17 protein-coding genes and 1 tRNA gene are annotated in these 20,411 nt (G+C 71.5%); 12 read left to right on the top strand and 6 right to left on the bottom strand.

Translation table 11 applies throughout. From position 1 onward, the window contains the following. Positions 1–6 precede the first annotated feature (6 nt). Both tmk and KY469_19995 read left to right on the top strand, forming a co-directional pair. Positions 7–2,175, top strand: a complete 2,169-nt coding sequence (tmk, locus tag KY469_20000; GenBank protein MBW3665383.1) for a dTMP kinase — start codon at positions 7–9, stop codon at positions 2,173–2,175. Further along, the gene (locus tag KY469_19995; protein MBW3665382.1) at positions 2,172–3,419 is read left to right on the top strand and encodes a hypothetical protein; all 1,248 of its coding nucleotides are present in this window, start codon (positions 2,172–2,174) and stop codon (positions 3,417–3,419) included. The genes tmk and KY469_19995 overlap by 4 nt, the downstream gene beginning before the upstream one ends. 31 nt (positions 3,420–3,450) lie before the next feature. Here the strand turns inward: KY469_19995 and KY469_19990 are convergent. From KY469_19990 to KY469_19970, 5 genes are all read right to left on the bottom strand, one after another. Continuing rightward, positions 3,451–3,526 (bottom strand) — tRNA-Thr (locus tag KY469_19990). Between the two features lie 75 nt (positions 3,527–3,601). Further along, positions 3,602–4,345: a hypothetical protein gene (locus KY469_19985; GenBank protein ID MBW3665381.1), complete on the bottom strand. Its 744-nt coding sequence runs from the start codon at positions 4,343–4,345 to the stop codon at positions 3,602–3,604. A 59-nt stretch (positions 4,346–4,404) separates the two neighbouring features. Next, positions 4,405–5,628 carry an aminotransferase class V-fold PLP-dependent enzyme gene (locus KY469_19980; GenBank protein MBW3665380.1) on the bottom strand — a complete coding sequence of 408 codons (1,224 nt, stop codon included), beginning with the start codon at positions 5,626–5,628 and terminating at the stop codon, positions 4,405–4,407. Between the two features lie 49 nt (positions 5,629–5,677). After that, a complete protein-coding gene (locus KY469_19975) occupies positions 5,678–6,112 on the bottom strand; it encodes a flavin reductase family protein (protein ID MBW3665379.1) in 435 nt (144 codons plus the stop codon). Between the two features lie 60 nt (positions 6,113–6,172). Further along, the gene (locus tag KY469_19970) at positions 6,173–6,895 is read right to left on the bottom strand and encodes a dihydrofolate reductase family protein (protein MBW3665378.1); all 723 of its coding nucleotides are present in this window, start codon (positions 6,893–6,895) and stop codon (positions 6,173–6,175) included. Between the two features lie 390 nt (positions 6,896–7,285). Here KY469_19970 and KY469_19965 point away from each other — a divergent pair, with 390 nt between their 5' ends. Together KY469_19965 and KY469_19960 are read left to right on the top strand one after the other, a co-directional pair. Beyond that, positions 7,286–8,719 (top strand): cell wall-binding repeat-containing protein, encoded by a 1,434-nt coding sequence (locus KY469_19965; GenBank protein ID MBW3665377.1) that lies wholly within the window; start codon positions 7,286–7,288, stop codon positions 8,717–8,719. Positions 8,720–8,925: 206 nt separating this feature from the next. Beyond that, complete coding sequence (locus tag KY469_19960; GenBank protein ID MBW3665376.1) at positions 8,926–10,815, top strand: hypothetical protein; 1,890 nt, start codon at positions 8,926–8,928, stop codon at positions 10,813–10,815. Positions 10,816–10,847: 32 nt separating this feature from the next. Here the strand turns inward: KY469_19960 and KY469_19955 are convergent, their stop codons facing one another. Then, positions 10,848–11,993, bottom strand: coding sequence for a DNA topoisomerase IB (locus KY469_19955; GenBank protein MBW3665375.1), 1,146 nt, complete (start codon positions 11,991–11,993; stop codon positions 10,848–10,850). A 129-nt stretch (positions 11,994–12,122) separates the two neighbouring features. On the opposite strand from KY469_19955, the gene KY469_19950 reads away from it, so the two are divergent. The 8 genes from KY469_19950 to tilS all read left to right on the top strand — a co-directional run. Then, positions 12,123–13,823, top strand: a complete 1,701-nt coding sequence (locus KY469_19950) for a thiamine pyrophosphate-binding protein (GenBank protein MBW3665374.1) — start codon at positions 12,123–12,125, stop codon at positions 13,821–13,823. Between the two features lie 195 nt (positions 13,824–14,018). Next, a complete protein-coding gene (locus KY469_19945; GenBank protein ID MBW3665373.1) occupies positions 14,019–14,204 on the top strand; it encodes a hypothetical protein in 186 nt (61 codons plus the stop codon). Positions 14,205–14,502: 298 nt separating this feature from the next. Beyond that, positions 14,503–15,399 (top strand): hypothetical protein, encoded by an 897-nt coding sequence (locus KY469_19940; protein MBW3665372.1) that lies wholly within the window; start codon positions 14,503–14,505, stop codon positions 15,397–15,399. Positions 15,400–15,547: 148 nt separating this feature from the next. Beyond that, the gene (locus KY469_19935; GenBank protein MBW3665371.1) at positions 15,548–16,399 is read left to right on the top strand and encodes a diguanylate cyclase; all 852 of its coding nucleotides are present in this window, start codon (positions 15,548–15,550) and stop codon (positions 16,397–16,399) included. Continuing rightward, complete coding sequence (locus tag KY469_19930; protein ID MBW3665370.1) at positions 16,396–17,844, top strand: cell wall-binding repeat-containing protein; 1,449 nt, start codon at positions 16,396–16,398, stop codon at positions 17,842–17,844. Before KY469_19935 ends, KY469_19930 begins: the two co-directional genes overlap by 4 nt. 73 nt (positions 17,845–17,917) lie before the next feature. After that, positions 17,918–18,244 carry a DUF4366 domain-containing protein gene (locus KY469_19925; GenBank protein ID MBW3665369.1) on the top strand — a complete coding sequence of 109 codons (327 nt, stop codon included), beginning with the start codon at positions 17,918–17,920 and terminating at the stop codon, positions 18,242–18,244. Then, positions 18,241–19,281 carry a zinc-dependent metalloprotease gene (locus tag KY469_19920; protein MBW3665368.1) on the top strand — a complete coding sequence of 347 codons (1,041 nt, stop codon included), beginning with the start codon at positions 18,241–18,243 and terminating at the stop codon, positions 19,279–19,281. Before KY469_19925 ends, KY469_19920 begins: the two co-directional genes overlap by 4 nt. A 109-nt stretch (positions 19,282–19,390) precedes the next feature. Continuing rightward, on the top strand, positions 19,391–20,411 hold a 1,021-nt coding region (gene tilS / locus KY469_19915; GenBank protein MBW3665367.1), incomplete at its 3' end, for a tRNA lysidine(34) synthetase TilS.

Genomic DNA, 20,411 nt, shown 5'->3' with positions numbered 1-20,411 from the left:
CGGGCGGTGGGCTCCGACCTCCCGTCTCTCCCTCCGGCCGACGCACGCGGCGAGCCGGGTGCGGAGCTGCCGCTGCAGTCGGACATCTACCGGTCGCTGTTCGCCAACCGTGCGTTCCGACGGCTGTTCATCGCCATGGCGACGTCGAGCCTGGGTGACTGGATCGGGCTGTTCGCGATCCTCGCCCTGACCGAGAACATCCTCGGTGGGGGGAGCCGGGCGGCCTTCGGCCTCTCCGGCGTGATGGTCGCCAGGCTGCTCCCCACGCTGGTGTTCGGTCCCGTCGCCGGGGTCTACGCCGACCGCTGGGACCGCAAGCGCACGATGATCGCGGCCGACATCGGGCGCGGGGCGGTGATGGCGGTCATCCCGTTCGTGCAGGACTACTTCCAGCTGTTCGTGGCCACCCTCGTCGTCGAGCTGCTCGCGATGCTGTTCGCGCCGGCCAAGGACGCCACCCTGCCCAACCTGGTCGCGCGCTCGCGGCTCGTCCAGGCGAACCAGCTCTCGCTGACCGTGACCTACGGCACGCTGCCCCTCGGAGGCGTGCTCGTCGCGCTCTTCACCGGCCTCTCCACGACGGCGCTGTCGGGGATCGCGGTGCTCGCGGACCGCCCCGTGACGTTGGCGATCTGGGTGAACGCGGCGACGTTCTTCTTCTCCGCCCTCGTCGTCGCGGGGATCGACGTGCCGCGCAACGGTCGCGCACACACCGGTGGCGCGGAGACACCCGGAGCGTGGATCGAGCTGAAGCAGGGGTTCCGGTTCATCGCGACCCAACCGATGGTGCGGGCGCTCGTGGTCGGCGTGATGGGCGCTTTCCTCGGAGCCGGGATCGTCATCGCGGTCGGGAAGCTGTTCGCGACGGTCGTCAACGCGGGCGACAGCGGCTTCGGTGTGCTCGTCGCGGCGGTCGGCATCGGCCTGTTCGTCGGTCTGTCCGGGTCCGGGGTGTTGACCCGTCGACTCGACAAGGAACGGCTGTTCGCTCCCGGTATCGCCACGGGCGGCGTCGGTCTCATCGTGCTGGCACTGATGCCTCGGCTCGACCTCGCCACGATCCCCGCGTTCATCATGGGCGTGGGTGCGGGCGTCGCGTTCGTGACCGGCTACACCCTCCTGCAGGAGGGGGCCAGCGACGAGGTCCGCGGCCGCACCTTCGCGAGCTTCAACACGGGTGTCCGAGCCGCCCTGTTCATCAGCACCGTCGTGGCGCCGCTACTCGCCGGCTTCATCGGCATCGAGGCAGCGGGCCGGGACGGCTTCTACGACTACGCGCTCGGCGGTACGCGCATCACCCTGATCGTCGGCGGGATCATCGCGCTGGCCGGTGCGGTCTGGAGCGGCAGCCAGATCCACTCGGTGTTGACCCGGTCTTCCGGGCTCACGCTCGGCCGTGGCACCGATCGGGCGGCCGATCAGGGCTGGTTCATCGTGTTCGAAGGGGGAGAGGGATCGGGCAAGTCCACCCAGCTGCGTCTGCTCCAGCGGGCACTCGAGCGCGAGGGTCTGGACGTGCTCGTGACCCGTGAACCGGGCGGCACCGAGATCGGAGAGCAGCTGCGCGAACTGGTCCTGCACCCCGAGCACCACGACATGCACGACCGGACCGAGGCGCTGCTGTACGCCACGGCACGGGCCCAGCACGCTCACCGCGTCATCCGCCCCGCCCTCGACAAGGGCATGATCGTGCTGAGCGATCGCTTCGTCGATTCCTCCATCGTCTACCAGGGCGCCGGTCGCGGACTCGGCGAGGAGGTGGTCGAGGAGCTCAACCGGTGGGCGACCGACGGGCTCCTGCCCGATCTGGTCGTCCTGCTGGACGTCGACGCCGTCGAGGGCCTGCACCGTGCTCGGAGCTCTGCCACGCCCCCGCTGACCGGCCTCGAACCGGCCGACGCGGACCGGCTCGAGGCCGCCGGCCTCGCCTTCCACCGCCACGTCAACGAGGCCTACCGTCGTCGCGCCACCGCCCACGAGGACCGCTACCTCGTCCTCGACGCCGGGCGGCCGGTCGAGGACCTGGCGGCCGAGATCCGCGAGCTGGTGCTGGAACTCGTCGCAGCCGAGGACGAGGACCCGGACGCCCCCTCCTCGGACGCCCCTGCGGACCGGGTCCCGGTCGCGGAAGGCTCGGACGAGCCACCCGCCGAAGGCCACAGGGCCGCGACGTGAGCGTGCTCGCCACCGCGGAGGTCACCTGGGCGAGCGCCGGGCAGGTCGCGACCGACGTCGTCCGCGACGCCGTCACCCGCGCTGAGGTCGCACACGCGTGGCTGTTCGTCGGCCCCCCGAGCGTGGGACAGCGCGAGGCGGTGCGCGCCCTCGCTGCTGCGCTCAACTGCGACGCGCCCATCGAGGGTCAGGGGTGCGGGGCGTGCCACGCGTGTCGGCTGATCGCGAGCGGTCAGCACCCCGCGGTCGTGGCCTTCGCGCCGGAGGGGCGCTTCCACCTCGTCGAGTCGGTGCGGACCCAGTGGGTGCCGGCCGCGACGAGGACGTCGCTGGTCGGGCGTACCAAGATCCTGCACATCGTCGCGGCGGACCGCATGAACGAGGCCACGCAGAACGCCTTCCTCAAGGTGCTCGAGGAGCCCCCCGCGTCGGTCGTCTGGATCCTCGATGTCGAGGACGAGTCGCTGCTGCTCGAGACCGTCGTCTCGCGCTGCCGCCGGGTCGACTTCCGGCCCTGGAGCATCGACCGGCTCGAGGCGGCCGCGGCGGCGCTGGGTGCCGAGCACGCCCAGGCGACCGCACGGGCGGCGACCGGCTCCCCCGAGCGCCTGCGCCAGCTCACCGATGCCGACGTCGCCGACACCGTCGCTCACCGGCGCGCGCAGGGTGGCAAGGGCAGCGACGAGGACACCCTGGCCGAGCTCGCCGAGCGGCTGAGCGCCGCCTCGGCGCGTCGCCGGCACCTCGCCATCCTCGGCCGGTTGGCGGCGGAGGGTCCCGCGATCGTGGTTCCCCTCGCACGCGATCTGGACGCCTGGGCGCAGGCCCGTGTCGAGGTCCAGCGCGCCGACAACGAGCAGGAGTTCATCGAACTCGAGGGGCGTTTCCGTCGCGACGAGCGACGGGTCGAGTGGCCGCCGGGGTTCAAGAAGCGGCTCGAGCGACGCCACAAGCGTCTCGAGCGTGAGGAGCGCAACGGGGCGCTGCTGTCGCTCCTCGACGAGTTCGGCTCGTACCTACGGGACGTGCTGAGCATCTCCGGCGGCGGTGCCGAGGCCGCTCTCGTCAACCTCGATGTCGTCGACGACGTGCGCCGCGACGCGGCACGCATCCCCTCCGAGGTGCTGCTCGGCGGGCTCGCCGCGATCTCGGAGTGCCGTGAGGCGCTGCAGAACAACGGCAACCCGGTCCTGCAGCTCGAGCGCCTCCTGATGCGCGTCGCGCTGCCGCTGTTCGAGGTCTGAGCCTGTCTGGAGGGCTGGCGTGGCGAGGAGGTGGAGCCGGAGAGGGGATTCGAACCCCTGACCTACGCTTTACGAGAGCGTTGCTCTACCGACTGAGCTACTCCGGCGGAGTCGAGGATGGTACGCCATCCGCCGCACGGTTCCCGTGCCGCTCTCGACGCGTGGCTCGAGGGTGACCCTCGTCAGGCGGCCTCTCCCTCGACCGGGGGCGGCGGGTTCAGCACGTCGATCGGGAAGTAACCCTTGCCGGCCGGGTTGGGCACGTTGGCGGTGATTCGGCTGGGATCCTCGACGCCGTCGTAGCGCCACTGGTACTCGTTGCAGAGGTAGAAGTTCTGGAGGTTGACGTAGACGGGGTGCTCGACGTCGGGGCCGTAGGGGAGGTCGTACAGCTCGTTGACCTTCCACAGGTTGGTGAGAGCGAACCTGGCCACGACGGTGTCGTCGTCGACCACGTTGTAGTAGACGCCGTTGGACCCGGTGAAGTCCTGCGAGAGCACCACGAGGTCGTCGACCAGCAGCTCCACCGAGATGCTCATGTCGCACCCGATCGTGGATTGCGCCCAGCCGTGCAGGTACATGTCGAACGACAAGCTCTCGAGATCGCCGGTGAACGTGCCCTCCGCGGTGAAGAAGTGCTGCGGGTCGTGGGTGTTGCCGCCCGAGGGGTTGGTCGCGATCCACCCGAGGTTGTCGCCGACGTAGACCGCGCTGACCTCGCCCGTCGGCGCCTGGTCGTCCCACTGCACGTAGTTGCCCTCGCGCGCGTCGAGGTTGCCGATCGGCAGGGTGTGCGCGTGGAACCACGCCTCCTGCTCCACGAACTCCGGCACGTACTCGTCGCGTGCGGGCAGTTCGTGGTCCGCGGCGACACTCGCGAACGCCACGACCGCGACTGCGGCGGCGAGCATGCGGTTACGGATCACGGGGGCCTCCTGGGTCAGCGGAGAGGTTCGACGCTTGGTCCCCCGGTTCCTGCGTCGGATCAGAGGGTCCGCTCCAGCGCCCCGATGAGGCGCTCCACCTCGTCGGCTGAGGTGTTGTGCACGAAGCTGAAGCGGGTGAGGCCCTTCGCGGGATCGACCCCCACCGCCTCGACCAGCCGGTAGGCGTAGAAGTGCCCGCCGCCGCACCACACCCCGTGCCGTGCGAGCGCCGTCGCCAACTCGACGCCTCCGTGCGCGGTATCGATGGACACCGTCGGCACGCGCCCGGCGGCGTCCGTGGATCCCACGATGCGCACGTCGTCGCGGTCTCGGAGGAACGCGAGCAGCGGCTCGAGGAGCTGTTGCTCGTGGTCGTGCCACAGCTCGGTGATGCGCGTCGTCCGCGTCCGCGGATCCGCCCTGCCGCCACCTCCGTCGTCGCCGAAGTGGTGCTGGTGGAGCAGCTCGAGGTAGTCGGCGATGCCTGCGAGCGCGGCGATCTGGGCGTGGTCGGGACCCGCAGGTACGAGCCGCTTGCCGATCTGGTCGGCGTTGAAGAAGTGGCCCTGGTTCGGTAGCCGTTCGACGAGGTGCCGTCCCGTGACCATCACGCCCTGGTGCGGTCCGTAGGTCTTGTACGTGGAGAACAGGTACACGTCGGCTCCGAGCGCGGCGACGTCCGGGAGCCCGTGCGGCGCCGCCGCCACCCCGTCCACGACCGCGACAGCTCCGACGTCGTGCACGCGCTCACAGATCGTCGCGACGTCGTTGCGCTGACCGAGGATGTTCGACACGTGCGGGAAGGCGACGACGGCGACCCGCTCGTCGAGCAGCTCGGTCAGCCGCTCCACCTCGAGGGCCCCACTACCGGGCTCGACCTCCCACTCGCGCACCTCCACGCCCCGTTCGGCCAGGCGCCGCCACGGACCGGAGTTGGCCTCGTGGTCCTGTTGGGTGACCACGACCGCGGCGTCGTCATCGAGGACCTCCGCGAAGGCGTGTGCGAGCACGTAGGTGTTCTGCGAGGTCGAGGGTCCGACGTGGACGTCCTCGACGGCGACGCCGAGCCACGCCGCCAGTCGCGCCGAGCCGGCGCCCATCGCCTCGCCGGCTCGCTGCGCGAGCGGGTACGGATGGTTGGGTTGGACCTTGGTGTCCTCGTAGTAGCGCGTGAGCAGGTCGATCGCCTGGCGGCACGGGAACGATCCACCGGCGTTCTCGAAGAACGCCCCGTCCGTGCGTGCGAACGCCGGGAACTGGTCACGGACGAACTCGAGGTCCAACGTGGCTGCCGTCTCGTCGGATGCGCTGCGTCGGGACGCTACCGCTGCGTCAGGGTTCGTGACCGGGCTCGAGGTCCCGCATGCTCAGCGCCGACAGCTGCGTCAGCGAGTCCGACGTCGCGGCCACCACCGGCTCGATGAGGAACACGACGTGGTCACCGGCGTCGGAGCGATCGACGATGCGGCCGACGAAGCGGTTGGCGACCTCGAGCAGCGGGACCCCGCCCGGACCTGCGGTCCACGGGACCTGCGCGAACTTGTCCACGTCATCGCCGGTTTCGCTCCCGAACAGCTCGGCGAGGCCGCGGTCGCGTTCGTCGAGGACGTGGACGGCGAGGTGGTCCGCCTGGAGCGCCACCCGGTAGGTGGCGTTCGCGACCGAGAGGAGCACGAGGTAGCGCAGGGGATCGATGCTGGCCTGGGTGTGGAACCCGACCAGGCAGCCGGCTCGTTCCCCGTCGGCGGCGGTCGTCACGATCACCATGGCGTGATCGAGCCGCGACAGCAGCGTGGCGAGCTCAGCCTCCGTGGACACGCTCGCTCCTCACGCTTGCTCGTCCCGGCGCACGAGGTACCGCATCAGCAGCTCGTCACCGGCACGGACGACGCTGTCCAGGGCGAAGCGCCGGATCGGGGCCTTGGGCTCGTCGGGCAGGAGGCGCACCGGGTCCCCACCCACCATGGGTGAGATGGTGAGGCACAGCTCGTCGAGCAGGTGGGCCGTGAGCAGGTCGCGCAGCAGTCGGGGCCCACCCTCACACGTCACGGTCTCGTCCCCGCGCGCGCGGAGCTGACGCAGCGCCCCGGCGAGGTCCACCGCCCCGGTCCCCGCCGTCACCACGTCGGCGACCTCGTGGGCGCGCTCCAGCCTCGAGGGATCGGCGTCGGTGCGGGTCACGACGGTGATGCGGACATCGGCGTGGAACAGCGGCGCTCCGAAGTCCAGCTCCAGCCGGTTGGTGACGATGGCGAGGACCGGCGGTGGTCGCTCGCCGCGGAGCGCGCTCCCGCGGTCGTCGAGCCGCACCGGCCCGTAGCCCTCGGTCCGCGCGGTCCCCGCCCCGACCAGGACCACGTCGGCGAGGGCACGGAGCAGCCGGAAGACGGCCCGGTCGGTGGGCGAGCTCAGCGGAGCGGCACGTCCGTCGACCGCGATCGATCCGTCGAGACCGGCGACGAAGTTGGCGAGCACCCACGGCCGGTCCGGCGGTGGGGTTCGGGGCGCGGCGGTGTAGGTGACCCAGGGGTCGTCCGCGCCGAGGAGCACCTCGAACCGCTCGTCGATCGCTCGTCCTTCGCCGGGGGTGACCCAGCCTGCCCGAAGCCGACGCCGGGTGCTGCGGCGTGCTGGCCGTGGAAGCGGGTGTGCGCTCAGCGCAAGCACAGGGAGCCGCTGACGTCGGGACCGCGGTGCCCGTTCGGACAGGCTGGCCGCTGCCTCCGTTCGCGCGTTCCGGGGCCGTCTGCGCCGTTCTCGGGACGAACGGACGGTGCTTGACCTCGGCGTCGGTTCTCGTGCGACGCCCGCACGCGGGTTGCTGCTTGCTGGTGCAAGCGTCATCGTCTCCGCGCCTCCCCGGGCCATCAGGTCGCCACCGGCACCCGATCAGTCCCCGGGTCGATGGCTCCCCTCCCTCCCCGACCAGGACCCCTGCCCTTGTTGCTGTCCGCGCTCGTGACGTCTGCCGGTTCCCTCCGGAGCCTGCTCCCGGCTCGTGCTCTTCTCGCTCCCTCGGGTGTCGCTCGCTTCGCGCTCGTGCTCGCGGTCACCGCTGGCCTCATCGTCATCCCCGCCACGGGTGCCGACGCGGCCGCCTCGAAGGTGGATCGTGTCGCCGGTGCCGACCGCGTCGCCACGGCCGTGGAGGTGGCGCGCACCGGCTGGGACACCGCCCCGCACGCGCTGCTCGCGACGAGTCTCGACTACCCCGATGCCATCGCTGCCGCCGCCTACGCCGCACGGTCCGCAGCTCCGGTCCTGCTGACGCCACCGACCGGGCTCCCCGGAGCGGTGGAAGCGATCCTCGCCGACCTCGGCACCACCGAGGTGACGATCCTCGGCGGCGATGCGGCAGTGCCGACCAGGATCGAACGCCGGCTCCGCGACCTCGGGATCGAGACCACCCGTGTCGCCGGCGATGACCGCTTCGAGACCGCGGCCGCGATCGCGCTCCAGGCAGCCGGATCCGACGGCGCCCCCTTGGTGGCGTTGGCGCTGGGTGCGCGCAAGGACCAGCGCGACGCCTGGCCCGACGCGCTGGCCGCCGCGTCGCTCGCGGGGCTCGACAGTCCCGCACCGACGCTCCTGACCGCACAGGGCGACCTGCCCTCCGCGACGGCGGACGCTCTGGCGCTGCTCGCTCCCAGTCATGTGGTGGTGCTCGGTGGGGACGCGGCGATCGCTGACCCGGTCGTCGAGCAGATCCAAGGGCTGGGCTACGCGACGATCCGGGCGTTCGGCGACGACCGCTACGAGACCGCTGTCGAGGTCGCCGAGGCGGCGCTGGCCGGGTTCGGCCAGGCCGATGACACCATCTCCGGCGAACAGGCCGTCTTCGTGTCCGGCGGCGACTTCCCCGACGCGCTCGCGGCTGGTGCCCTCGCCGCACGCCGCAGCGCCCCGCTGCTGCTCGTCCCTCAGGCGATCCTCTCGGACGACGTCGATGCGTTCATCCGTGACGGGGATCTCCTCGCCGGTGTCCTGGTGGGTGGGACCGCTGCGGTCTCGTCGCACGTGCAGTCGGAGCTCGAGGCTGCGGTGCGGGGCGAGCCTCGACCTCAGCGGCCGCCTCCGCCACCGCCCCCGTGCCCACCGAACTCCTCACCGGACTGCGCCTACACCTACGAGCACCCCATCGAGACGTGGGAGCGGTTGGCCCGGTGCGAGTCCGGCGGCAACTGGCACATCAACACCGGCAACGGCTACTACGGCGGTCTGCAGTTCTCGCTGTCGTCGTGGAGGGGCGTGGGCGGCCCCGGCTACCCGCACCAGAACTCCAAGTGGGAGCAGATCCATCGCGCGGAGCTGCTGCAGGACCGTCAGGGCTGGGGTGCGTGGCCCTCGTGCAGCCGCCGTCTCGGTCTGCGGTGACACCGTCGGCCCTGGTCCCTCGTAGGGTCTTGCCCGATACGTGAGAAGTGCTCTGGTGTCGAGTCCCTGCGTTCCGTCTGGACCTTCCGCCTGACCGGCGGTGGCATCCGCTAGCGCGGATCCGTCGCGAAGGCGGCAGGAGAACGGCCCTCGCCGTCGAACAAGTCTCCTAACGGTCCACGGGGACGCTCGCACAGGAGTCTGTCGTGAACAAGCTCATGACCTCACTCGCCGGGGCCGCGCTGACGGCAGGCCTCGTCGCCGCAGCACCCGCGTCGATGACGGGTCCGCCGGTGGCGAGCGAGAACGTGCGCCACGTCACCAACGTCCCGGGGTCTACCGGCGGGCACGTCGCCGCGGAGGGTGACCGGCTCTACGTCGGTGCGTACGGGTTCGGGATGACGATCTTCGACGTCTCGGATCCTGAGAGTCCGACCAAGATCGGCGAGTACAAGCCCGGGCCGCAGAGCACGAGCGACCCCGGCCTCCGGGCGGATGCGGTTCCCGAGCCCGCCTTCCTCGACGGCCGCCACATCGTCACGCTCAACGGGACCGGACGGGCCCCCGGAACCCAGCAGACGGAGTTCCTCGACGTCACCGACGCGGCCAACCCCGTCCTGCTGCACCGGTTCACGGGTTCCACCGACGGCGAGGCCCACTACGGCGACATCATCGACGAGCGGCGGCTGTGGCTACCGTCGGGCGGGCGGATCGACGAGGGCCTGCGCATCTACGACGTGAACCCGTTGCTAGGCGAGGAGCCCGCCGCGCCGGTCAACATCTTCCGTGGTAACCCCCACGCGATGTGGCGGGACTCGCCCGTCCGCGAGCGCCTCAACGCGCCGATCGGCGACGAGTTCACCCACGCCCACGACATCACCGTCTACACCGATCACACGATCCTGCTCCAGCCGTGGGACTGGGTCGACCAGGACGGTGACGGGACCTCCGAGCCGACGTACGGCGAGCGCGACATCCTGCTCCTCGCCGAGGGCGGCAGCTACCTCAACAACGGCGGCAACACCGGCAGCATCTACATCATCGATGTCACCGACCCCACCGCCCCGCTGGTGCTGAACCGGTGGGAGAAGCGGCCCGAGGACGGGCATCCCATCCGCTACTACCACGAGGCACAGCTGCTCGACGGCGACCCGAGCGTGATGTTCGTCTCCGACGAGGACCTGCACAGCGGGTGCGAGGCCGGCGGGGTCGCCACGGTGCAGCTGTCCGAGGACCTCACCGAGGCGACGTGGCTCGCCGACTGGTTCAACGGGACCGGCACCCCCGCCCCGACCTGTTCGGCACACAACTTCAGCTCCAAGGGGCACTACGTCTTCATGGGGTCCTACAACGCGGGCCTGCAGGTCATCGACATGTCCGATCCGGCCAACCCCACCCGGGCCGGGCAGTACATCGCCCCGGGCGCGAACTCGTGGGGCGCGCTGTGGCACCGCGGCTACATCTACGTCGGTGATCTCGGACCGCGTGGGCTCGACGTGTTCGAGTTCTACGCCCCCGGCGTGTCCGATGCCTGCCAGGGCCGCGACATCCCGCTCGCCGAGGGCGAGGAGCTGGTCGAGCACACCGTGTACATGCATGGGACGTCGCCGTCCGGCAACGCCGACGCGGCGGAGGACACGGTCGACGGAGCTGCGTCCCGTCTGTTCATGGATGAGCAGGCTCCCACGGAGTCCGCGGCGAAGGTGTTCGCGGGAAAGAACTACGTCGTGGGCCCGAACCCGAACTTCGCGGCGAGCCCACTGCTCGGCTACTGGAACCTCCAGCTCGGTGGAGTGCTCCGCGTCGTCTGTGCGGAAGCGGTCGTCTATGCGGGCACGAACCAGGGCAGCCTCAGCCTGCAGCTATGGGCCGACGCGGCCTGGGCCAGCGACTCCGGGCGCATCGCCGAGGGCACCGGGGCCTCGACGGCCAACCAGATCGCGCCGTACCGGGTGAACTTCGGTCCGCTGGCCGCGCAGGCCTCCTCCAGCCTGCTGGTCCAGGCGACCCACGAGCCTCCCGGCTCGCTCCTCTACTACGACTCGACGGCGAGGCCGTCGTGGTTCACCTACGTCACGGTCGAGCAGACGGGCTAGAGGCCACGTCGGTCGGTACCGAATGATCAGGGCTAGCCGGATCGACCGGGCGAGGCGCGCTCAAGCGACTCCTCGAGCTGCGCCTCGAGATCGTCCGACGCCGGAAGATCGAGCGCGAGCATGCGACGCACCGCCTGCTCGGACCGGCTGAGGTGCTCGGGGACGCGACCACCGCGGAAGCACTCCTCGAAGCGGTCGAAGCGGTAGGCCTTCGGCACGACCGGATGCACGTAGCTGGCGCGAGCCACCGCGCGGGTGTTGCCGAGCTGCTCGGCTACGGCGTCGACCGCGGCTATCACGTTCGCGTCCGCCTCGCGGGCTGACGCCGGGGGTCCGCGCGTGCGCAACCTCTCCGCAGCGACGACCGTGCCCCCCCAGGTGCGGAAGTCCTTGGCGGTGATGTCGTCGCCAGCGATCTCTCGGAGGTAGCGGTTGACGTCGTCGGAGCGCACCTCCTGCCAGCCGCCGTCGTCGGTCCGGTAGGCGAAGACCCGCTGGCCGGGTGCGTCCTGGATCCGGAGCACGTGCCGAGCGAGTCGCGGGTGGCGCAGGTCCACCTCGCGGTCCTGACCGGCCTTGCCGGGGAAGGAGAAGCTCACCCGTGACGACGTGGCGCGGACGTGGCTGGTCTCGAGCGTCGTCAGGCCGCGCGCCCCGCCGTCCCGGGCGTACTGCTCGTTGCCGATCCGCATCAGGGTCTCGTCGAGCAGTGCGACGACCAGGGCGAGGACCTTCTCCCGCGTGAGATCGTGCTTGCGGAGGTGGCCGTCGACGGTGCGGCGTAGTCGCGGCAACGCCGCCCCCACATCCGCCAGGCGGTGGAACTTGGCGGCCTCGCGCAGCGTGCGCCACACCGGGTGGTACAGGTACTGCTTGCGTCCCGCCGCGTCGCGACCGGTCGCCTGCAGGTGCCCGTTGGGATCGTCGCAGATCCACACGTCGCTCCAGGCGGGCGGGATGGCCAGCTCCTCGATGCGTCGTCGTTGCTCACCCTGGATGAGCTCGCCGTCGGGTCGGTGGTAGCTGAAGCCGCGCCCACGCCGGACCCGCGTCAGCCCCGGGCCCTGCTCGGTGACGAACGACAGGCCGATCGCCTCCGCATGCTCGTCCGCGTCGGCCTCGCCGAGCGTGTCGAGGACCCGCATGGCGCGGGTGACGGTCGTCGCCTCGCCGGTCACAGCTCGCCTCCGGTCCACGCCGAGGTTCGGTGCCGTTGGCCCTCCCCGCTCGCAGCCGCCCCGTCCCATCGGCCCGACCGGCCTCCTCCTCCTACGCTGACGCTCGTGTCAGTGACGAGGGAGAGTGGGGTGGGCGACGAGACGCTCCTCGGTGGCGGCGACGGCGGCTACCAGAAGGTGCCCGAGGATCACGGTGGCGTCGCCGTTGCCCGGGTGTTGCACGCTGCCGGCGTGCGCCGGCTGTTCTGCCTGCCCGGGGGGCACATCGGCCCGGTGACGAACGGCTGTGCCGAGGTGGGGATCGAGGTGATCACGACGAGGCACGAGAGCGCAGCGATCCACATGGCCGAGGCGTGGGCACGCACGACCGGAGAGGTGGGTGTGGCTGCCGTCACCGCGGGGCCTGGCTTCACGAACGGGGTGACCGGTCTGGCCAACGCCCAGGCAACGGGCATCCCCGTCGTTGTGCTCGGCGGTCGTACGCCGCTGGGTCTGCGCGGGAAGGGCGCGGTGCAGGATGCCGATCAGGAGAGCATCGCCCGGGCGGTCGCGAAGTGGACCCGAGCGGTGACCCGCCCCGAGGACCTCGCGAGCGCGACGCGGGAGGCGCTGTCGGTCGCCCGCAGCGGCCGGCCGGGGTCGGCGTACCTCGAGCTGCCCACCGATGTCCTGACCGCGCAGGCGCCCTTCACCGAAGGTGAGGTCGCACGGCCCCAGCCCGCAGGCGCCGACGAGGACGCCGTCTCCGCCGCCGCGGACGCGCTGGCCCGCTCGGAGCGCCCGGTCGTGGTCGCCGGCGGCGGGGCGTTCTGGGCTCGCGCTGGTGACGCCTTGAGCCGGTTCGTGGAGACCAGCGGCATCCCGGTCACGACGACCAGCCACGCGCGCGGGCTGGTCGCCGACTCGCACCCGCACTCTCTGGGCTCGCTGCTGCACGGTGGCGTCGCGACCGCGTTCGCCGACGTCGTGTTGATCGTCGGCAGCCGCTTCAACGGCAACCTCATGTTCGGGCGTGAGCCGCTGTGGCGCCCCGACCACACCATCATCTCCGTCGACGTCGACCCGGCGGCGTTCGCGCTCAACCGCAGTCCGGACATCGCGCTGCTCGGTGACGCCCGCGTCGTGCTCGCCCAGCTCACCGGGGCGTGGGGGGGTGACCCTAAGCAGGAGTGGTGCGACCAGGCGCGGTCCTTCGCCGATGCCAGCCGCCAGCACTGGTCGGGGGAAGCCGACGGCAACGCCAGCGGCGTGCACCCCGGCGCGCTGGCACGTGAGGTGTGCGCCTTCGCCGCCGACGCCGGACCCGGCTCCACCATCGTCCTGGACGGTGGCGACATCCTCGGATGGGGGCTCGGCTTCGCCCGCTGCGAGGAGCCCGGCTCGCAGCTGTTCACCTCCGACGCTCTCGGAACCCTCGGTGTCGGTGTGCCGTACGCGGTCGCCGCGCCCCTCGCGCGCCGCGACGGGCCCACCGTCGCGCTGCTCGGGGACGGCGCGTTCGGGCTCGCGGCCATGGAGCTCGAGACCGCGGCGAGGTACGGCACCGCCCCGATCGTCGTCGTGTCCAACAACGGTTCGTGGGGCGACGTCCGCTACGAGGAGGGCGAGTGGTTCGGCCGTACCGTCGGCACCGACCTCGGACGCGTCCGCCACGACCGCATCGCCGAGGCCGTCGGTGGCCACGGCGAGCGCGTCGAGCGAGCCGAGGACCTGCGGCCCGCGCTCGACCGCGCCCGCGATGCCGGCGTCGTCGCCATCATCGATGTCCTCACCGATCCCGATCGCCCCAACGAGGTCCTGCGCAACATGGGAGCGCTCGACCTGCAGTGAGGCGCGGACGGACGGATGTGGTCGGACGGGCCCGGAAGGCCACACCGGTCGTCAGGGCCACCTCCGCTGGACCCCAACGGCCAGGTCGTCTGCCGTGAGAGCGGTCGTAGCGTGGTCGTACAGCAGAACCTGGCGACCAGCTCGGAGGAACGGACCATGGCGCACTACACAGAACCTGAACGAGAACGACGAGACGTGATCGTCACGGACAGTGGCGGTCCCAGCATGGGCGGCATCGTCGCGGCGATCATCGGGGTGCTCGCGGTGCTGTTCGTCGCCTGGCTGCTGTTCTTCAACGGTGACGCTGGCGACAACACGGGCGAACCGGTCATCCCGGAAGAGGTGAACGTCGACGTGAACGCCCCCGAAGGCGGCGGCTAAACCCACCACCGCGGCCAACCTGACTGGACGCCCCGCCCATCCCCTCTGGCGGGGCGTCCGTCTCGTGACGGCAGAGGTGCCGGCACGGGGACCGTGCCCAACCTGGTGTGCGGCAGCCGCACGGGGCGGCACCGTGGCCGTTGGAACGGTGGTCGACCTGTCGGGTCGACCGAGCAGGAGGCTGGGGCACCGGCGGCGAACCTTCCACTGGACGACCCTGTGACGGGGCGTGAGGGGACCGGACGATCCGGCGAACCTCCTGCGAGACGTCGGAGTCCGGCGAGCGAGGAGAGGCAACGTGCGTCAGCCGCGGCCGAGCGCCGGGCGCCACGCCGCCGGCCCGCTGCCGTCCACGACGGCGCAGCGGCGTCTCGCCGCGGCCATCGAGCGTGACATCGGCGATCTGCGCGTGCGCGTGCACGAGGGGCTGTTGCGCTCCGAGCTGCTCCTGGAGATGGGGCGTCCCGAGGCGGCAGCCGAGGTCCTCGAGGAGTCGCGCATCCTGATCGAGCTGCTCCACGAACGGCTGACCTCGACCGTGGCCGCAGCCGCCGTGGAGCGCGAGGCCGAGGCCGTCCTGGCAGAGGCGGTCGTGGCCGAGGGGGACGAGCGGCTCCAGCCCGCCACATCGCACTCCGAGGAGCGCCTGCCATCCGCCCGTGGCCGTCTCGCCGGACTCGTGGCGGCCATCGCGAGCCTCATCACCGGGCTGCTGTTCCTCGCGGGCCCCACGACCTCTCAGGATCCCCCGGCGCTCAGCGTCGATGCGGGCGGGGAACCGACGCGTTCGGTCACCTCGGATCGCGACCCGGCGACGGAGGATGGGGTCGAGCCGGCGAAGCCGGACTCCACGCTGGCCGCCGCCGCGCTGGCCGTTCTCGAGGAACTCGGGGATGGCAGCGATCGTCCCGCACGCGCCTCCACGGTAGCCGACGACGATGGCTCCGACGAAGGCGATGGCGACGAGGAGGAGGGCTGGATCGAGCGCCTCCTGCTGTCGCACTTCCAGGAGGGGCCGACCGGCGACACGCTCTCCGAACTCGGGCTCGAGAGTCCCGATGCGGTGCTGCCGGATGGCGGCCCGCCCGTCACCCAGACGATCGAGGAGAACCCCGCTCCGATCGATGACGACGCGGACGAGCCGACCCCTCCGACGCCGGATCACGACGTGCCCGGGGGTGGCGGCGGCACCTGATATCGCGCTCACCGGACCGCGACCCTTCCGCCCACCTCTCGCGCCAGGTACACTCAGCGTGCACGTACGACTACCACGCGTGAGTTGCTCCGCTCCGTCCCGTCGCACGGAACGTGGCAGCCTCCCCCGCGGCCGTGGAAGGTGAACCGTGAGCACGCTGACGTTCCGGCAGGCCCGGCTCATCGTCATGGGCTTCGGCACCGCGCTGATCGCCGGGGTCGCGCTATCGGCGTGGCTCCGCGGGGCGGATCTCGTCGAGGTCGGGGCGATCGGGCTGTTCCTGCCGGTCCTGGTGGGCCTGGGCTACGGCCGGGTCCGAGGCGGCGTGGCGACCGCCGTCGCTGTCTCCGCCGTCTACGTCATCACCCGCTTCGCCACGCTCCCGGCGGAGCTGTCGGCGCGCGAGTTCATCGGCGCAGCGGTCGTGCGCATCCTGCTCTACGTGGGGCTCGGCCTGTTCGGCGGGTGGGCGAACGAGATGCTCGAGCACTCGCTGCGCAAGCTCGAGCTCTACGACGAGATCGACGACGACACCGGGGTGGGCAACACCCGCGGTCTGCTCATCGTCGCCGACCGCGAGCTGTCGCGCGCGCAGCGCTACGGCTCGGTGTTCTCGCTGACGATCCTGCACCTGAGGCGCGAGCTGTTCGAAGGCGTGTCCGAGCGACAAGGTCTGCGCGCACTGCGCCACCTCGCGCAGACGCTCGATGCGACGGTCCGAACGACCGATCTGGTCAACCGCGTCCCCTTGCCCGACCGCGAGGACCTCGTCATCGTGCTGCCGGAGACCGGCCGCGAGGGGGCTCGCATCTTCCTGGAGCGACTGGTCCCCAACGCACGCGCGATGCTGGTCGATCTGGGCCTGCCGGCGACGAACGGTGAGGTCTCGGGCACGTCCATCAGCTACCCCGACGACGAGGAACGGTTCGAGGCCTACCAGCAGGAGCTCGCGACCGCCCTCGTCGCCGACACGCTCGAGATCGAAGGGGAACAGCCGTGACCACGTTGACGAGTAGGAGCGCGGGTCGCCGGGGCGTGATCGCACGGATCACGCGCCCGTTCGCCTTCCTCCTGCTGACGCTCGGACTCATCGCCGGCAGCGAACTGTCCGCAGCGATCGCGACCGAGTTCCTGTCGGCCCAGGAGGCCGAGCTGGCCCGCCTGCTCAACGGGGAGCGGGTGAGTCGAGGCTTGCCCGTCCTCAGCCACGCCGATGCGTTGCGCACCGTGGCCCGCAGGCACGCGCAGCGGATGATGATCGAGGGCCAGATCTTCCACAACGAGCGGCTCCGCGAGGACGTCGAGGCCGTGTTCCCCGCGTGGGCCTCGATCGGCGAGAACGTCGGCGTGGGACCGACCATCCCCTCGGTGCACCGTGCGTTCATGGACTCGCCCGGACACCGAGCCAACATCCTCGACCCCGACTGGGGCTGGATGGGGGTCGGCGTGGTCACCGGAGGGTCGCGGCTGTTCATGACCGAGAACTTCCTCACGCTGCAGCCAGGCGCGCCCCGACCGTCGCCCGCCCAGTTCCGCCTCGCCGGCGCCACGCGCACCGGTACCGCCAGAGCGGTGTCGGACTTCGGCTTCACCCCGGGGACCGCAGGGGGAGCGGTGCTCGCCGACGCCTTCGACTTCCACGGGGCGCTCGCCGGTGCCGCGTTGGCGGGCCAGGTCAGCGGACCGGTGGTGCTGTCGGCGACCGATCGACTCGATCCCGACGCGCGCGACGCGCTCGTGCGTGCGCTCGGAGCCAACTCGGGCAAGACCGTCTACCTCGTCGGCGGGCCGTTCGCCGACGCGGTCGCGTCGGGCATCGAGGGCCTGGGCCTGTCGGTCGCGACGATCGGAGGAGCCGATCACATCGCGATGGCCACCGAACTGGCGGCTGCGCTGCCCCAGCGTCCGCGTCGAGCGTTCATCGCCACGGTCGCCAACTACCCCGACGCGCTGGCAGCGTCCGCGGTCGCGGCCGCCACGGGCGACCCGATCCTGTACAGCGACCCCGACCGGCTGGACAGCGAGGTCGAGGCGACGTTGTCGCAGCTGGGGGTGCGCGAGGTCATCCTCGTCGGAGGGCCGGAGGCCGTCTCGAGCACCGTCGAGCAGCAACTGGGCAGCGCCGGCCTCGCCACGTCGCGGCTCGGCGGCGCCGACCGCATCGCGACGTCGCTGGTGATCGCGGACTTCGGGATGTCCAACGGCCTGCGCTCGGACCACATCCAGATCGCGACCGGGTTCAACTTCCCGGACGCGCTCGCGGGCGGAGGGCTCGCGCCCGTGCTCGGATCGCCGGTCGTGCTCACCAACAGCGAGCGTCTCGCCCCCGCGGCGGCCGCCTGGATCCGGGCCCGGGCCACGCAGGTCGACGCGGTCTACCTGCTGGGTGGCCCGGCCGCGCTGTCGGCGCAGGTGGAGGTCGGACTCGCCGACGCGCTGCGCTGAGAGCGGGTGTCTCGTGCCTGAGCCGCTCGGATACCCTCCCGCGCCGAAGCCGAACCCGGAGGTCCACGCGCCGATGCGCTCGCGCCTGATCGGCCTGCTCCTCGTCGGAGCGATCGCCGTGCTTCCGGTCGTGACCGCCACGGCCGCGTTCGCCACCTCCGTGGACCCCGACATCCTGATCCTCGCGACCGAGGCGGGAGGCGAGGCCCCAGGACTCGAACCCGCCGGCCCGGACGACGAGAGCAACGAGTTCCGACCCGAGGACTACGAACGCCCGTGGACGTGGTGGATGGGTCCGCTCCTACTCATCGGGTTCGGGCCGATCCTGCTCGGCGGCGCCGCGTTCTACTACTTCAAGGTGCACCGGCCGGCACAGCGGTCCGAGACCTCGCGGAGATGAGCTCCGACGGGGATCCGACCCGTATCGTCGACGAACGCGCGGCCCGGTGGGCCGCGCGACTCGTCACACCGACCCGCACGACGAGCCGTTCCGAGGTCGCACGCCTCCGCGCCGAGGTCACCTCGGAGATGCCAGCGATCGACCGTGCCGCGCGGGCCTGGACCCAGCTCGGCAGCGAGCTACCTCCGACCGACGTGGCGGTCGTCGGTCGCTACCGGTGGGTCGATCTGAACCTCGCTGCCGTGCGTAGCGCCTTCGATCCTCTCGCCGACAAGCTGCGCGGCGATCGGCGCATCGCTTCGAAGGTGCTCGGTGCTCAGATCGGGGCGCTGCTGGGCGTGCTCTCCACCCGGGTCCTCGGTCAGTACGTGCTCCCGCTGTCGGAACCGGGGGCGGGCCGTCTGGTCGTCGTCGGTCCCAACCTGCTCCAACTCAGCGACGACTACGGGATCCGGGCCGAGGACCTGCGCCGGACCGTGCTGCTCCACGAGGTCACACACCGGCTGCAGTTCGACGGCGTGCCGTGGCTCGGCGACCACCTCCGCGACCTGCTAGCCCGCTACCTCGCTGAGACCCGCATCGATGTAGCCGCGCTCATCGAGACGGCAGCGCGACTCCCGGAGGCGATCCAGAAGGTGCGCGTGACCGGCAGCGTCCAGCCGCTGGTCGAGGCGGTGCTGGCCCCCGCGCAGGTCGACATCGTGCGTGAGGCTCAGGGTCTGATGTCGCTGCTCGAAGGGCACGGCAACGCGGCCATGTTCCTCGGTGCTGAGGGCGTCGTCGACGACGTCGCCGCCGTCCGGGACGCACTGGAGCGGCGCCGGGGCGACGTGACCAGTCGGCTGCTATCGGCGGTGGCCGGGATGGAGATGAAGAAGCGTCAGTACCGCGAGGGCGAAGCGTTCGTGCGTGCGGTCGTCACCGCCGCGGGTGTCGAGGGCCTCAACCGGGCGTTCGCCGACCCCCGGAACCTGCCGACGCAGGAGGAGGTCACCGACCCCGCCGCCTGGCTGCAGCGGATGGGGGACGCGGCCTGACGGGGCACACTCCGGTGCCCTCGACGCGGAACCCAACATCACGCCCCTATCCGACCCCCCGGCCCTCCCCCCCGGTCCGCTCCCCCCCGGCCTTCCCCGCGAGTCGCTGGTGGCCGAGGTCGAGCGGGTGCTGGGAGCTCTGCCGATAGGGGCCGCCGCGGTCGTCGCCCTCAGTGGAGGGCCTGACTCGACCGCTCTCGCGCACCTCGTCGCCGACGCCCGCCCCGACCTCGATCTCGTCCTCGGTCACGTCCGGCACGGGCTGCGGGCCGACGAGGCCGACGTGGACGTCGTGCGGTGGCACGCCAGCGTCCTCGGCCTCCCGCTGCGCATCCTCGAGGTCAGCGTGTCCCCCGTGGGCGAGGGCGTCGAGGCGGCGGCTCGGGCCCAGAGGTACGCGGCACTGCGCCGCATCGCTCGGGAGGCGAACGCGGGGTGGCTGCTGGTGGGCCACACGGCCGACGACCAGGCCGAGACGGTGCTGATGCGCCTCGCCCGGGGGACCGGAGTGGAGGGTCTGGCGGCGATGGCGGCCGTGCGTGGCGACATCGTGCGTCCGCTGCTGCGCGTCCGCCGCAACGACGTGCGCCGGTTCGTCGTCCACGAAGGACTGCGCACGGCGGACGATCCGATGAACCTCGACCGGTCGGTCACGCGCGTGATCGCCCGCACCGAGGTCCTGCCCGCGATGGAGCGGCTCGCTCCCGATCCGGTCGGCGCCCTGGCTCGGCTCGCGGACATCGCCCGTCAGGACGCGGCGCGGCTCGACGCGGAGGCTGCCGGTGTCGTCACCGCGATCGTGCGCACCTACGGCCCTGCGCGGGCGGTCCCCGTGGCCGATCTGGAGGCGTTGGACGGGGCGCTGGCCAGCCGTGTCGTGCGAGCGATGATCGATGCCTCGCGGGGCTCGGACGATCCGCCCTCGGCGGCGCACGTGAGCGACGTGCTGTCTCTGACGCCCGGTCAGGCACTCGACCTGCCGGGCGTCACGGTCACCGTGACGGGCACGGGTCTGCAGCAGCCGCGCGTCTTCGTCACAACCGAGACGGGCGCCTACCAGTTCCCCAACATTCCGATCGGCACCTATACGGTGACGTTCGAGCTCGATGGCTTCAAGCGGGCGACGCGGC

It is taken from the genome of Actinomycetota bacterium (assembly GCA_019347575.1).
Classification (GTDB): Bacteria; Actinomycetota; Nitriliruptoria; order Nitriliruptorales; family Nitriliruptoraceae; genus JAHWKY01.
Note: the sequence above shows the minus strand (reverse complement) of the source record. Positions and strands in the feature narration are given on the sequence as shown.